This is a genomic window from Pseudomonas sp. NPDC087690 (assembly GCF_044743175.1).
Lineage (GTDB): Bacteria > Pseudomonadota > Gammaproteobacteria > Pseudomonadales > Pseudomonadaceae > Aquipseudomonas.
In genome coordinates, this window is the sequence record NZ_JBIUVX010000006.1 from 1 (window position 1) to 14,272 (window position 14,272).

A 14,272-nucleotide genomic window follows, 5' to 3' on the forward strand; every position below is an offset into this window, starting at 1 on the left:
TCGATCGCTGGGATTACCGATGGTCTGAGGCTACCAAGCGCGCGGCCATCAAGGCGTCTTTCTACATCCACAAGCACAAGGGCACGATCGGCGCGTTGCGCCGGGTGGTCGAGCCGCTGGGCTATCTGATCGAGATAGTCGAGTGGTTCAACACCGTGCCCGAGGGCGTGCCGGGCACCTTCGCGCTGAAGGTCGGCGTTCTCGATACCGGCATCACCGAGGAAATGTATCAGGAGCTAGAGCGCCTGATTGATGACGCCAAGCCCGTCACGCGGCATCTGACCGGGCTGGCGATCAGCCTGGAAACACAAGGCGATTTGAATATTGCCGTGTGCCTTTACGAAGGCGACGAAATCGACGTTTACCCGCCCGTCATGCGTGACATCGAGGTCACCGGCAGCTTCGGCGTGGTCGGTCGCGAACACACCATAGACACCCTGGACGTTTATTATGATTGATGCGAATTCGCAGTTTTTCGCGATCCTCACGAACGTGGGGATGGCCAAGCAGGCGAACGCCGACGCACTCGGCATTCCCTGGCTGATCACGCAAATGGGCGTGGGTGATGCCAACCCGAACGGGCTGGCAGATCCGCCCAACCCGGTACCGGCGGCCGGACAAACCAAATTGCTCAATGAGTGGCGCCGCAAGCCGCTCAATCAACTGAAGATCGATCCCGTCAACCCGGCGGTGATCATCGCCGAGCAGATCATTCCCGCCGATGAAGGCGGTAAGTGGATTCGCGAAATCGGTCTGTACGACGCGGACGGGGATCTGGTGGCGGTGGCCAACTGCGCGCCGAGCTTCAAGCCGTTGCTGTCGCAGGGTTCGGGCCGCACGCAAATCGTGCGCATGAATTTCATCGTCACCAGTACCGGCAACATTCAGCTCAAGATTGACCCGGCGATCGTGCTGGCCTCGCGGGCCTACGTCGACGTGGCCATTCTGGAGGTGTTACCGAAGAACAAGGCGCCGGGCCAGTACACGCGCGTCAAAGTCAACGATCGTGGTGTTTTCGTATCGGGTGATAACCCGGAAACGCTCGCTGGCATGGGCATCAAGGACACTTACACCAAGACCGAGATCGAGGCGATGATTGCTCAGGCCTCGGCGTTGCCCGTGGGCACTGGCGTATGGTTTCCGGTAGACAAGATTCCGCCCGGGTTTTTGGAACTCGACGGCAGTGTCAAAAGCATTGCCGTCTATCCCGATCTGGCGACGTTTCTCGGCACGGCTTTCAACAAGGGTGACGAAGGTGCGGGCAATTTCCGCTTGCCGGAATCCCGCGCGGAGTTCCTGCGGGGCTGGGATCATGGGCGCGGGGTTGATGCTGGACGTGCGGTTGGCAGCTATCAAGTCGGCACTAAGATTCAAGGTGACGACGGTGTTGGCCCTACGATTCAAGGAATTGCCAACGTTTCGCAGATTGATGCTGATCCTGCGCCGGGCTTCGCGGCGGATATCAACTACACCTCGACAGGGATGCAATCCGGTTCGTTTGGCACGGCATATTGGCGAACTGTGCGCCCACGCAACTTGGCTGTCATCTGGTGCCTTAAGGCCTGGAACGCGCCGATCAATCAGGGAAATATCGACATTGCCGCGCTTGAGGCTTTGGCGACGCAGGCCACCGAAATCAAGCTCGGCACGGCCAAGATCGCCACACAAGCGCAGGCCGACGCGGGCACCGATGACGCCACGATCGTGACCCCGAAAAAAATGCGCTGGGGGTTTCAAATCCAGAAGGCCATTAATGGCTACATTGTGTTCCCGTCGTGGCTCGGCGGCTTGATCATCCAGTGGGGCAATAACACCGCCAACGCGGCTGACGCTTTGGTGTCCTTTCCAATCCAGTTTCCGAATGCGCCGTGTGCGCTGGTGTTTGGGCAAAACGAGGCGACTCTGTCCTTTCACAATAACTACTTGGTGGCCACGGGGTTTAAGTACCGCAACGCTGCTGCGACTTATCCTGATGCCTTCTCCTGGATCTGCATCGGTTACTGAGGTGAGCCATGAAGTACGCAGTATTTAACGAAGATTTGACGTTGCGGACGTGTCTGATTAGCGGGGTTCATCAGATCCCCACTTCGGCGATCAAGGTCGATGACGGCCTTTTTCTTCGGATCACTCAGGAGACTGACGGAATTTGGCGTCTGGTCGACGGGGAGGTGGTCAAGGGCGAGCGCCCGGCGCCGGTGCCGGATTATGCGCAGTTAGTCGCTGTCGAGCGCTACAAGCGTGAGGCCACTGGCGTCACCGTCGATGGCCTGCAAATCGAGACGACGCGTGACAGCCAGGCGCTGATTGCCAGTACCGGATTGTCCGCCGTCCTCGATCCCGAATATCGCTGTAACTTCAAGACGGTGACGGGCTTTGTCGAGATCGGCTCAGCTCAGATCATCGCCATTGCCAAGGCGGTGCGGGCGCACGTCCAAGCCTGTTTTGACCGTGAGCTGACGCTGTTGCGCGTGATCGAGGCCGGTGAGTTTCACGACGACATGCTGTCGCAGGGCTGGCCGGATTCCTCGCCGCCAGATCCTGCCGAGCTGCAATAAACGCCCCGCACTGACGGGGCGTTTTCTTTTCCGTTACGCGTAACACGAACACCCTCACAGCCTCGCTTATGCGGGGCTTTTTCGTTTCTGGAGATTGACCCTTATGAGTGGTTTTTTTCACGGCGTCACGACCACGCTGATTGATACCGGTGCGCGCACTATCTCGCTGCCGTCGTCCTCGATCATTGGTCTGTGCGACACCTTCACCCCCGGCGTTCTCGGCGGCGGCACGGCCAAGGCTGGCGAGCTGATGTTGATCACGACCGAGCGCGAGGCGATCGCCGCTTTCGGCGCTGACTCGGCCATCACCAAGGCCTGTCAGGCGATCTATGTGCGCGCCAAGGCGGTGATCGTCGCCATCGGCGTGCCCAAGCTGGAAGACGCCGCGCTGCAAACCTCGGCGATCATCGGCGGCGTGCTGGCCTCGGGTCAGCGTACCGGCCTGCAAGCGCTGCTCGATGGCAAGAGCAAGCACAACGCGCAACCCAAGTTGCTGATCGCCCCGAAACATTCGGCAACCCAAGCGATCGCGACGGCCATGGATGCATTGGCCGGCAAGCTGCGCGCGATCGCGATCATCGACGGCCCGAACACGACCGACGAAGCGGTCATGGAATACGCCGAAAACTTCGGCAGTAAGCGCCTGTATCTGGTGGATCCGGGTGTGCAGTTCTGGGACACGGTCACCAGTGCGACGATCGACGCGCCGGGTTCGGCATGGACTGCCGGCCTGTTCGCCTGGACGGACGAGAATTACGGCTATTGGGCTTCGCCGTCGAACAAGGAGTTTGTCGGCATCACCGGCACCTCGCGCCCGGTCGAGTACCTGGACGGTGACGCCACTTGCCGGGCCAACCTGCTCAACAACGCCAATATCACCACGATCATTCGTGACGGCGGTTATCGCCTCTGGGGCAACCGCACGCTGTCGAGCGATTCGAAGTGGGCATTCGTCACCCGCGTGCGTACCTGCGACATCCTGATGGATGCGATTCAGGCGGGGCACAAGTGGGCGGTCGACCGCTCGATCACCAAGACCTACGTCAAGGACGTGACCGAAGGCCTGCAAGCGTTCATGCGCGATCAGAAGAACGCCGGCGCGATCATCAACTTCGAGGTTTACGCGGACACCGAACGGAACACGGCCAGCCAGATCGAGCAGGGCATCATTTACTGGGTCATTCGCTTCACCGACGTGCCGCCGGCGGAAAACCCGAATTTCGTAATTGAGGTCACCAACGAGTGGCTGACTGAAGTGCTTGAAGCCTAAGGGGGCTTATCAATGATTCCTCAAGTTCTGAAGAACATGAACCTGTTTGTCGACGGCGTCAGTTTCTCCGGCGACGTGCCGACCTTGACGTTGCCCAAGCTGACCCAAAAAGTCGAGGACTACCAAGGCGGCGGCATGTTCGCCCCGATCGAGTTCGCGGTGGGTCTTGAAAAAATCGAGTCGGCCTTTACCACCAACGGCGTGCGCCGCGAGGCGCTGAAGTTCTTCGGTCTGGCTGACCAGACCGCCGCCAATCTGGTGTTCCGTGGCGCCTTCGCAGATCTGAAAGGCCGCGTGACGCCGGTGATCGTCACCATGCGCGGCGGTGTGAAAGAGGTGGACATGGGCGACTGGAAACCGTCGACCGTGGGTGAAATCAAGCACGGCGTAAAGATCACCTATTACAAGCTCGAAATCGACGGGCGCGTGATGTTCGAAGTTGACCCGCTCGCCATGATTTTTGTGGTGGATGGCGTTGACCAACTGGCTGCCGAACGTTCAGCCCTGGGCATGTAAGGAATTAGAAAATGACTCAAGAAAACGAAGAAAAGAAAGTCCCGTCCTGGTTGCTCGTCAATGACGACAGCGTCGTCATTACCCTGAAGGGGGCTGCTGACTTCGGCGGCGTCAAGGTCGACAAAGTGACCATGCGCGCGCCGACCGTTCGCGATCAGCGCGCCGCTTCGGCGGGTGCCAAGGGTGACTATGAACAGCTCGAAATCAGCATGTTTTGCAGCCTGTTGCAGGCGACCGAACCGGAGATTGCGGCCCTGACTACGCGCAACTACAACCGCCTGCAGGCCGGCTATTTTCGCTTGGTCGAAGAGGATGAGCTTTAACGCCGAGACCCAACGGGTGGCGGCCAAGACCTTGGCGAGAGAGACGGGTTTCTCTGCCGCCGAGATCGAGGCCATGCCCTTTGACCGGATGCTGTGGTGGCTCAGGGATTGAGCCGCTTTCGACTGAGCAAGGTAGGGCACGCACATGAGCAATAAACTTGCGCTCGGGTTGGTCATTGGCGGGGCGGTCAGTTCCACGGTGGGAGCGGCGTTCAAGGACGTCACCGGCCGCATCAAGAAATTGGAGGACACGGGCAAGCGCGCCCGGGTTCTTGAAAAGACCATTGGCGACACCATGCGCCTGCGCGATGAGTGGCGAAAGGCGCATTTGGCCGGCGAGAAGGGTGCCGACGCCCTGCGCAAGAAGCTGGAAGCCAACCTCGCCGCGCTGAAGAAGGAAGGCGTCGAAGTCCGCAATCTGGGCAAGGCTTACACTCAGATGGGCAGGACGGCGCGCGGGGCCGAGCTGAAGGCCAAGGGACACACGCAGCTCGATGCCGGCAAGCAGCAGATGAAAAGCAGCATCGGGCAAGCCACCGCCGCCTCGGCTGCGATGGTGATTCCGGCCAAGATCAGCGCGGACTATGGCGCGATCATTCGTGACATCGCGATCAAGGCCAACATTGCCAACACGCCCGAAGAGGCGACGCTGTCCAAGACCGTGATCGACACGTCGCGCGATACCGGTATGGCGCGCAATCAGGTGGCCGAGGTGGTCAACGCCCTGGTGGGCGCCGGCATGGAGCTGGACAAGGCGCTGTCGTATGCACCGACGGCGGCCAAGTTCGCCGTGGGGCAGGGGTCGGACGGTACTGAAACCGCCAAGATGATCAATGCCCTCGGGCAGAACGCCAAGATCACCGACCCGGCAATGATGCAAAAGGCGCTTGAGGCGATCGCTTACCAAGGGCAGGCGGGCAGTTTTGAAGCGGCCGACATGGCCAAGTGGTTTCCGGAGTTGTTGGCCGGCATGGGCAAGCTGGGCATCACCGGCATGGACTCGGTGACGCAACTGGGGTCGATGCTGCAAGTGCAGATGAAGACTGCCGGCGGTTCGGATGAGGCGGCGAACAACCTCAAGAACTGGATGGAGAAAATCGGCTCCGGCGAAACCGTCGCGGCGTACAAAAAGGCCGGCATCGACTATCAAGGGTCGATGAACACCGGTTTGCAGAACGGCAAGTCCACTTTGGAATCCAGCTTTGCGCTGGCCCAAAAGTACATCGAAGCGACCGACCCCAAAAAGGCCGCCGAGATGGCCAAAGCCACGGCTGCGATCAGCCAGGAATCTGATCCCGAAAAAGCCAAGGCCATGATCGCCTCGCTGGAATCGGCATTGCGCACCGGTGACCTGTTCGCTGACATGCAGGTTAAGGGCGCCTTGACCGCGTTCATGCAGAACAAGGATCTGTACGAGAAGCTGAAAAAGGAGTCGGTCAGCGCGACCGGGATTCTGGATAAGAACCTGGAAGAACGCCGGCAGTCTTCGGCGCAAAAGCAGTCGGAAATGGTGCAGAACCTTGACGACTCGATGCGCGCGATCGGCGACGCCATGCGCCCGGTAACTGACAAGGTGGTTGACGGGATTGGCTCGGTGGCGACGGGTCTGGCCAAGCTCGCCGACGAGTCGCCGCGACTGGTGACGGGTATCGGGCTGGCCACGGCTGGCTTGATTGGTCTGTCGACGGCCATGAGTGGCCTCAAGATGGCCAAGGGGTTGATGAACATCGGCCGTGGCTCGCTGATGGGCAATCCGAACATCCCGCAAAAAGTGATCGTGACCAACATGGGCGCCGGTGGTATGGGCGGCGGGATGGAGGCCGGCGACCTCGATGCCGGCGGCGATGGCAAAAAGGGCAAGGGCGGTAAGGGTGGCAAGGGCGTGAAAGGCGGCTACAAGGGGCCAAGCGTCGGATCCGTGGTCAAGGGTGCGGCGGTGGTTGCGGTGATCGATGCCGGCTTCAAGGCCTACGACACCTACGAAAACGCCGAGACTCAGGACGAGAAGGCCGAGGGTTACGGCGCGGCCGCCGGTGGTTTGGCGGGCACGCTGGCCGGTGCGGCCGCCGGTGCGGCGATCGGTTCGGCGGTGCCGGTGATTGGCACGATCATCGGCGGGTTGATCGGTGGCTACCTAGGCAGTCAGGGCGGGGATGCCCTCGGCGGTTTCATGGGCAAAAAGATGTTCGGCACGCCCGAAGAGCTGAAGAAAATCCCGGACGCCGGGCCATTGATGATGGCTGATGCCGGCAAGGACATGGCGCCGAAGCTGGGCGATACCTCGTTGGGTGCTACGGCCAAGGCGTTCGCGCCGGCGGCCACTGGCCCCTTGATGCTGACCAATCCCGGCAAGGGGCTGGATGTCGGCGCGACGATGGCCCCGGCCGTTCCGGAGGCGCCGCCGGTGTCGTATGACCCGCGCGACCTGAATTCGAAGGACGCCATGCTGTTGCCGCACTTTGCCAACAAGGTGCGCTTCCCGGGTTCGGAACTGCGTCGACCGAAGGTGATTCGCTCCGGGCTGGAAGAGCCTACGCCGCCGCCTCAGATCGGCATGGCCGCCAAAGACATGATGATGCCTCCGGCCAGCGCAGACGCGGCGGCGGGGGCATTGGTCAAGCCGATGGCAGCGGCGCCGGCGGCGCCAAAAGTCGAGTCCAACGTGGCGATTCAGGCGCCGTTTTCGCTGGTGGTCAACGGCGACGTGAAGGATGGCAATCAGCTTTTCGCGCAGATCAAGCCAATGCTCGATCAGCACTATCGCGACATGGCCAAGCAGATGGGGGGCAATCAGCTCTATGACACGCCACACGTTTGATAAGGGGGGCACATGGAAGCATTGGGGCAGTTGCAATCGGGGCTGAAGTACTTGGCCACGGCAGGCGAAACCGGCCGGCGCAGTTTGGACGGAATGCTGTCACCGGTGAATGGCGCGATCGGCGAAATCACCGGCGCCGCGTCCGAGCTGGAAAGCCTGCCCTTTGTCGGGCCGGCGATCGGGGAAAAGCTTCAGCGGGCCATGCGCGGGATCAACGCCGCGCAGGCGCAAGTGGGGCGGGTGGTGGCCATGTACGGCACGGCCACCCGCGCGGTCGCCCAGGTGGAGGAACGCTTGGGCGTGCTGAAGGAGCAGGCCGGCAAGGCCGCCACGGCCATCAACAAGATCGCCGGCAAGATCAGCCCGTCATTGGCCAACATCGTGCCCACGGGCACCTTTGCCACGGATCAGACGCCGGCGCCGGAAGCGGTGAAGCCGTTCCCGCACCTGCTGATCATCCAGCCGCAAGACCCCAAGGAGCAGCCGTATTTCTTCAACCTGGACACGGCGGCCTTTGACGAGCTGCGCCGGTCGACCAAATTCCGCTGGGCCTCGCAAGAGCGCCTATCGCGGCGCCCGGCGCAGCAGGGCGTGGGCATCGGTGACGAGAAAATCACCCTCAAGGGCGTGATCCTGCCGGGGCTGAAGGGCGGGTTAAAGCAGCTCGACACCCTGCGCACGATGGGCGGAAAACTTCAGCCGCTGACCATGACCACCGGTTATGGCGACGTGCTGGGGACGTGGTGCCTTGAAAACGTCGATGAAGAACAAAGCGCGCTGATGCAGGGCGGTATCCCGCGCAAGCAGGCCTTTACCTTGGAGTTTGTGCGCTATGGCGACGACATGCAGGACGTCTGACGGGGATCTGCTCGATACCATCTGTCACAACTATTACGGGCATCTGGATGGCTGCGTCGAGGCGGTGCTTGATGCCAATCAGGGGCTGGCCGATGAAGATCAACCCTACCGCGCCGGCGTGGTGATCGTGTTGCCGGATCTGCCGCAGCGGGTGACCGAGGCAATTACCTTGTGGAACTGACCCCGTCCTGAGTCCTCGCCGGCGGATCCTCGCGTTACGCGTAACGCTCTGTGCTTGCTTGCCCCGTCCTGTACGGGGCTTTTTTTTGGGAAAAATTCATGACGCCGCGCTTTCGTATTGTGGTCGACGGGACCGACATCACGGCTCTGTTGAATGATCGGCTGATTCAATTGAGTGTCACCGACAAGACCGGAATGGAGTCCGACGAATTCGAGCTGCGCATTGACGATCGGGACGGGCTGGTGACGTTGCCGAGTAAAGGCGTAGGCATCGAGATCTATCTGGGCTATCAGGAGACGTCGCTGGTCCGGTTGGGCCGCTATGTGGTCGATGGCGTCGCGGTGTCCGGCCCGCCCGATACGATCGTGATCAAGGGCAAAGCCAGCGACATGCGCGGCAGTGGCAAGACCGTGCGCAGCGGCAGTTGGGAGGACGTGCCGCTGTCGGCGATCGTTGGCGATATCGCCGCGCGCAACGGCTGGTCGCCGGCGTGTCCGGTCGGCACGAAGGTTGCGCGGGCCGATCAGCTCAACGAATCCGACTTCAATTTTGTCACGCGCCTGGCTAAGCAATACGACTGCACGGCGAAGGTCGCCGACGGCAAGTTGTTGGTCATGCCGCGTCAGGGCGGGCAGAGCGCAAGCGGTAAGGTGCTGCCGCCGATCGTGATCAAAAAAAGTGACGTCAGCCGCTGGCAGTTCAACTTTCAGGATCGCGATTCGCACAAGGCGGTCGGAGCCAAGCATCAAGACAAAAAGACCGGTGAGCTGGCTGTGGTGTCGCTGGAAAACGACGACGCCCCGGCCGGGCTGCCGGCGGTGCATACCGATCGGCATATCTACCCGAACAAGACCGCCGCCCAGGCTGCGGCCAAAGCGCGGCTGGCAGCATTCAACCGTTCCACGGCCGGCGTACGGCTGGAAATGCCCGGGCGCACCGATATTTTTGCCGAGTGCACCATTGTCGCCCAAGGCTTCAAGGTCGGACTCGATGGCGAATTTCTCACCGAATCGGTGCAGCACACTTACACGCAAGCCGGCTGGTCGATCACCGTTGAATGCAACGGCGGCAAGAAGGGCAAGGCCAACGCCAAGGGCAAGAAAGGGAAAAAGCCGGCCAAGCCGGTCAAGGTCGTCAGCCTCGCATAACGCCATCAGTCGCACCCATTCGCCGCCTTGAGCGGCTTTTTCATGTCTGGAGTTTGTATGTCCATCACTCAGCAGCAGTTGCTGCAAATCCTCCCCAACGCCCGCCCTGTCGCGGGCGTTTTTGTACCTGTCCTGAATACAGCAATGCAGCGCTACCAAATCGTCGGTAGAAAGCGTGTTGCCGCGTTCATCGCCCAGCTAGGCCATGAGTCGGGACAGCTGCGCTACGTTCGCGAGATCTGGGGGCCGACCCCGGGTCAAGCGAAATATGAGGGGCGAGCGGATCTGGGCAATACCCAACCCGGCGATGGTTCGAAATATCGTGGCCGGGGCCTGATCCAGATTACCGGGCGGGCGAATTATGCTGCGTGCGGCGAGGCGCTGGGCCTCGACCTGATCATTCAGCCGGAGCTGCTGGAACTACCCCGGTACGCAGCCATGTCAGCAGCGTGGTTCTGGAAGCAGAATGGACTGAACGATCTGGCTGACCGAGACCAGTTCAACACCATCACTCGCCGTATTAATGGCGGTCTGAATGGTTTACAGGATCGACTGGAGATCTGGTCGCGTGCGCGGGCGGTGCTGGTGTGATCGCCGTCCCTTGGAAAACAGTCGGTGTGCTGGCGCTGGTATTGATCGGCGCTGGCTGTGCCTGGCAGTTTCAGGGCTGGCGGTACGGGCGGCAGCTGGCCGAGCAGGCGCGGTTGAACGCCGAAACCCTCAACCAACTGACCCAAGCCGCTGCCACCGCACAACAGGCCGAGCAGGATAAGCGCCGAGCGCTCGAGCAGAGACTGGCGGCCAGTGAGCAAACCCACTTCGAGAAAATGACTGATGCCCAAAAGAACCAAGATCGCCTGCGCGATCGCCTTGCCACTGCTGATCTGCGGCTGTCAGTCTTCCTCGACTCGGGTTCAACCGCTGGCTGTTCAGTGCCTGCCGCCGCCGGCACCGGCGGCATGGTTCATGCAGCCGTACGAGCCCGACTTGACCCAGCGCATGCTCAACGAATTATCGCCATCACTGACACCGGTGACCGGGGATTAATAGCGCTCCAAGCGTGCCAAGGCTATATCAAGGAGGTGAGCAGCAGTCATCCGGATAGGGACTAGGCTCCATCCAATAATGGCATTCTGCTCTACTATCTCAATGGTTGCTGGTCTTCATTGGAGAGTCGCTATGCGGTTATTGTCGCTATTTCTGATTACGCTGGTCTCGATTTCAGGGTGTACAACTGCTTCCAAGACTTATATGCCGGATGGACGTGTTGGATATTCCATTAACTGCTCTGGAACCGCTTTCAGTTGGGGAAACTGCTTTGAGAAAGCCGGAGAGATCTGCGGTAGCCTCGGGTATGACATCCTGTCTCAGGCCGGCGAGCAGGGCAGCGTCGCTTCTGCTAATCAGTCCGGCTTTTATGGAGGCTCTGTTATGACGCGGAGTTTGCTTATTGCCTGCAAATCCTAGCCAACCGACAGTATTGAGTGTGGCGAAGCCTTATCGCATTGACATCGGTTTCGTCACAAAGCCTTTTCCGGCGCAGGCCGAGCAATCATCGCGAGCAGCAAAGCGATCAAGGCAGGCAGGACACATGCAGAAGGCCGCCGACTCAATGTGAGGCCGCACCTTTTCAAAAGCGCGCAGATCCCGTTCTTCATGCGCGACTTGCGCTGCATCTATAAGCGCTCGATAGGCGTCAGCGTCAGAGATAGGATGGTGGGTGATGCCGGCGATCATTCGTTCGGTCTCGACCAGTTGATACCGACGCCCATTCATTTCCAGCACCAAGCCTGAAATCTTCCCAATCTGTCGGGAAAGCCCCAACGTCAACCGCACACCATCCGCGTCGGAGTAGACCTTCCCGTCGTAGGCGAAGGAAGCGCCGCGGGGCTCGTCATTGGCAAAGTTGAATACTGAGCGGCTGATAGTGCCCAGCAGGTTTCCGTTGTCGATCTGCACGACGTCATAGGTCGAGGCGCCACGGTAGTGCCCGGTCGAGTTCTGCAGCTCCTCGACGGCGTGCCAGTAAGCGGAATCCGCCATCTCGTTCATGTCGAACTGCTCAAGCCGGTCGATCAGGCCCTCATCGAGAAGCGTCGCCGCCATATCGTGGAGGGTTTCCCGATGACCCTCTGGGTTCTGAAGACGGAAGTCGTGATCGTCGAGGGTTGCGCGCCATCGTTGGAGCCGTAGGTTTTTCGCCTGATCGAAGTTCATGCTGCGGGTTCACTGTACAAATGCTGTATGCATGTACAGTAATCGAGGCGCGACGAGTAGGCGAGGAGGAGGCGACGAACTGTCAGTCGGGAGTCATCAATACAGCCAAGGTCATCTTGATGAATTCTTCGTTCTTGTCGATCGCCCAAAGGGCACCCCTGACGTTCTCGGCGACATCCGCAGAGCCGCGTTGTTCGACCCAATTCGACAGCTCCATGATGGCGGCTTCGAGAGCGAGTTGGTTCTCATTGATTTTGTAAAGCAGGGAAGGGAGCAGATCTGAATTCGGCATGGGGTTTCCTCCGTGAAAGAGACCAGCGTAGCACCGTGTTACATGAAGAGTGTTTTACGTTTGGCAGGACGCCGGAGAAGGGAGAAAAACCAGAAAGTTTTGTAACGCGTGTCAAAAAGTTTTGTAACGCTTCAATGAGCGCGGCAGAAATCTCAATCGCCAGAAACGACAAAGCCCTGAATAATCAGGGCTTTGTCGTACATAAGATGGCGGAGGCGATGGGATTCGAACTCATGGACCTGTTACAGTCGACGGTTTTCAAGACCGTTGCCTTAAACCACTCGGCCACACCTCCGTTGAGTATGTAACACACTGTCAAACTCTCTGCATGGCTTGTTACAGAGCGTCTGTTATGATCTTTGCGACTGAACGTTTCAAACCAACAGGAGTGTCGCCATGCGCGAACAGGATTACGCAGTTAATAACGGCGTGCAGGCTGAGCAGCTAGAGGTTAGCCGCGTCCTGCGCAACACTTACGGCCTACTGGCTCTCACCCTTGCATTCAGCGGTGTGATGGCTTTCGTTGCCCAGCAGATGCGCGTTGGCTACCCGAATATTTTCGTGGTGCTGATCGGCTTCTACGGGTTGTTCTTCCTTACCAACAAGCTGCGTGATTCCGCGTGGGGCCTGGTGTCCGCATTCGCGCTGACCGGTTTCATGGGTTTCCTGCTCGGCCCGATCCTCAACCGCTATCTGGGCATGCAGGGCGGCGCTGAAGTGGTCAGCTCGGCGTTCGCAATGACTGCACTGGTGTTCGGTGGTCTGTCGGCCTACGTGCTGATTACCCGCAAGGACATGAGCTTCCTCGGTGGTTTCATCACCGCCGGTTTCTTCGTGTTGCTGGGAGCAACGCTGGCAAGCTTCTTCTTCCAGATCAGCGGCCTGCAACTGGCGATCAGCGCAGGTTTCGTGCTGTTTTCGTCGGTGTGCATCCTGTTCCAGACCAGCGCCATCATCCACGGCGGCGAGCGTAACTACATCATGGCGACCATCAGCCTGTATGTATCGATCTACAACCTGTTCGTCAGCCTGTTGCAGATCTTCGGCATCATGAGCCGCGACGACTGATCGCAGTCTGTGAAATAACGAAAAACCCGCCTGGGCGGGTTTTTTGTTGTCTGCGTGAAAGTGGTGAGGCCATGCTCGGCTAATTGATCACGATGCTGCCGTCGACCTGCTGCTTGTAGATGGTGTAGGGCAGCAGAAAAGTATCGAGTGCCCCGGATATCACCGCATCGATCAACACCACAGGAATCGCGGCGTTTTTGTAGTCGTCGGCCTCCACGCCTTCGCCCAGAGGGGCATGCAAACTGCAGAAATCGTAGGCGAGGCCGCTGTAGATTCTTGGCACCGCCCCGCAATAACTCTTCTGTTTCTTGAGGCTGTCCACCGCGGCCTGATCATTGCGCACCACGGTTTGAACTGTCCCGCAACCGCCTAGCATCAACGCCGCCAGTATCATTGCCTGAATTCTCATTGCCGCCAATCCTTCGCCGGAAAAACCTCAATCTACGCCGAACATGCTGAAAAAGCACTTACGCCATCGGCGGCAATCGACGTTTGACCGGTGTCTTCTTGACAATCGCAGTATTGGTTTCCGCCAGAGTATTGAGCCGGTCGAGAAGGGTGTCCAGTTGCTCCATCGAGCGCACGTGCAGACGGGCGATAAAGCAGTCCTCGCCGGTGACCTTGTCGCACTCGGTAAACTCTGGAATCGCCAGAATCTGCCGCTCCACTTCCTGCAATTGCCCCGGCAGTGGCCGCACGCGAACGATTGCCTGTAGCTGGTAACCGAAGCATTTCGGGTCGATTTCGACGGTATAACCTTTGAGCACACCGCGCTCTTCAAGCCTGCGCAAACGTTCGGCCACGCTCGGCGAAGACAACCCACTTAGCTGTGCCAGCGCCTTGAGCGAGCGCCGCGAATCTTCCATCAATGCGCTGATGAGGATCTGGTCTATATCGTCTGTCATGAGCTGATTCCAGGATTAGGCAGCTGAGGGAAACCACCCTCGATAAAAAAGGCACAAATCGAGTTTAGCCTGCTTTTTACTCTGGAGAACAGGTGGTTGGGCTTGACATACTTTTGTCACG

17 protein-coding genes and 1 tRNA gene are annotated in these 14,272 nt (G+C 59.5%); 13 read left to right on the plus strand and 5 right to left on the minus strand.

Annotated features, from left to right (window positions below; translation table 11 throughout):
• From ACIPIZ_RS10135 to ACIPIZ_RS10190, 12 genes are all read left to right on the plus strand, one after another.
• Positions 1-458 (plus strand): phage tail protein I (locus tag ACIPIZ_RS10135; RefSeq protein ID WP_401165169.1); only part of this gene is annotated, 458 nt, incomplete at its 5' end.
• Positions 451-2,004: a phage tail protein gene (locus ACIPIZ_RS10140; protein ID WP_236428065.1), complete on the plus strand. Its 1,554-nt coding sequence runs from the start codon at positions 451-453 to the stop codon at positions 2,002-2,004. The genes ACIPIZ_RS10135 and ACIPIZ_RS10140, both read left to right, overlap by 8 nt.
• A gap of 8 nt (positions 2,005-2,012) precedes the next feature.
• Positions 2,013-2,555 (plus strand): DUF4376 domain-containing protein, encoded by a 543-nt coding sequence (locus ACIPIZ_RS10145; protein ID WP_236428064.1) that lies wholly within the window; start codon positions 2,013-2,015, stop codon positions 2,553-2,555.
• A gap of 103 nt (positions 2,556-2,658) precedes the next feature.
• Entirely contained in the window at positions 2,659-3,825 is a 1,167-nt protein-coding gene (locus ACIPIZ_RS10150) for a phage tail sheath family protein (RefSeq protein ID WP_236428063.1), read from the plus strand.
• A gap of 12 nt (positions 3,826-3,837) precedes the next feature.
• Positions 3,838-4,341, plus strand: a complete 504-nt coding sequence (locus tag ACIPIZ_RS10155; RefSeq protein ID WP_064391014.1) for a phage major tail tube protein — start codon at positions 3,838-3,840, stop codon at positions 4,339-4,341.
• A gap of 11 nt (positions 4,342-4,352) precedes the next feature.
• Complete coding sequence (locus ACIPIZ_RS10160; RefSeq protein WP_236428062.1) at positions 4,353-4,664, plus strand: phage tail assembly protein; 312 nt, start codon at positions 4,353-4,355, stop codon at positions 4,662-4,664.
• Between the two features lie 145 nt (positions 4,665-4,809).
• Positions 4,810-7,482, plus strand: a complete 2,673-nt coding sequence (locus tag ACIPIZ_RS10165) for a phage tail tape measure protein (RefSeq protein WP_401165172.1) — start codon at positions 4,810-4,812, stop codon at positions 7,480-7,482.
• A 12-nt stretch (positions 7,483-7,494) separates the two neighbouring features.
• Positions 7,495-8,340: a phage tail protein gene (locus tag ACIPIZ_RS10170; protein ID WP_236428060.1), complete on the plus strand. Its 846-nt coding sequence runs from the start codon at positions 7,495-7,497 to the stop codon at positions 8,338-8,340.
• On the plus strand, positions 8,315-8,521 hold the full coding sequence (locus ACIPIZ_RS10175; protein WP_236428059.1) for a tail protein X: 207 nt from the start codon (positions 8,315-8,317) through the stop codon (positions 8,519-8,521). The genes ACIPIZ_RS10170 and ACIPIZ_RS10175 overlap by 26 nt, the downstream gene beginning before the upstream one ends.
• Positions 8,522-8,619: 98 nt before the next feature.
• Complete coding sequence (locus tag ACIPIZ_RS10180; RefSeq protein WP_236428058.1) at positions 8,620-9,669, plus strand: contractile injection system protein, VgrG/Pvc8 family; 1,050 nt, start codon at positions 8,620-8,622, stop codon at positions 9,667-9,669.
• A 57-nt stretch (positions 9,670-9,726) separates the two neighbouring features.
• Complete coding sequence (locus ACIPIZ_RS10185; protein WP_236428057.1) at positions 9,727-10,260, plus strand: glycoside hydrolase family 19 protein; 534 nt, start codon at positions 9,727-9,729, stop codon at positions 10,258-10,260.
• The gene (locus ACIPIZ_RS10190; RefSeq protein ID WP_401165267.1) at positions 10,260-10,781 is read left to right on the plus strand and encodes a lysis system i-spanin subunit Rz; all 522 of its coding nucleotides are present in this window, start codon (positions 10,260-10,262) and stop codon (positions 10,779-10,781) included. The genes ACIPIZ_RS10185 and ACIPIZ_RS10190 overlap by 1 nt, the downstream gene beginning before the upstream one ends.
• 385 nt (positions 10,782-11,166) lie before the next feature.
• Here ACIPIZ_RS10190 and ACIPIZ_RS10195 read toward each other — a convergent pair whose 3' ends face one another.
• The 3 genes from ACIPIZ_RS10195 to ACIPIZ_RS10205 all read right to left on the minus strand — a co-directional run bounded on the left by ACIPIZ_RS10195 (position 11,167) and on the right by ACIPIZ_RS10205 (position 12,473).
• Positions 11,167-11,886 carry a hypothetical protein gene (locus ACIPIZ_RS10195; RefSeq protein WP_401165174.1) on the minus strand — a complete coding sequence of 240 codons (720 nt, stop codon included), beginning with the start codon at positions 11,884-11,886 and terminating at the stop codon, positions 11,167-11,169.
• 82 nt (positions 11,887-11,968) lie between these two features.
• Positions 11,969-12,178, minus strand: a complete 210-nt coding sequence (locus tag ACIPIZ_RS10200) for a hypothetical protein (protein ID WP_236428055.1) — start codon at positions 12,176-12,178, stop codon at positions 11,969-11,971.
• 207 nt (positions 12,179-12,385) lie between these two features.
• Positions 12,386-12,473, minus strand: a tRNA-Ser gene (locus ACIPIZ_RS10205).
• Between the two features lie 101 nt (positions 12,474-12,574).
• Here ACIPIZ_RS10205 and ACIPIZ_RS10210 point away from each other — a divergent pair.
• Complete coding sequence (locus ACIPIZ_RS10210; protein ID WP_064391025.1) at positions 12,575-13,246, plus strand: Bax inhibitor-1/YccA family protein; 672 nt, start codon at positions 12,575-12,577, stop codon at positions 13,244-13,246.
• A 79-nt stretch (positions 13,247-13,325) separates the two neighbouring features.
• Here ACIPIZ_RS10210 and ACIPIZ_RS10215 read toward each other — a convergent pair whose 3' ends face one another.
• Both ACIPIZ_RS10215 and ACIPIZ_RS10220 read right to left on the minus strand, forming a co-directional pair.
• Positions 13,326-13,655 carry a YceK/YidQ family lipoprotein gene (locus tag ACIPIZ_RS10215; RefSeq protein WP_064391026.1) on the minus strand — a complete coding sequence of 110 codons (330 nt, stop codon included), beginning with the start codon at positions 13,653-13,655 and terminating at the stop codon, positions 13,326-13,328.
• A gap of 58 nt (positions 13,656-13,713) precedes the next feature.
• Complete coding sequence (locus tag ACIPIZ_RS10220) at positions 13,714-14,151, minus strand: Lrp/AsnC family transcriptional regulator (RefSeq protein WP_064391027.1); 438 nt, start codon at positions 14,149-14,151, stop codon at positions 13,714-13,716.
• Positions 14,152-14,272: the final 121 nt, after the last annotated feature.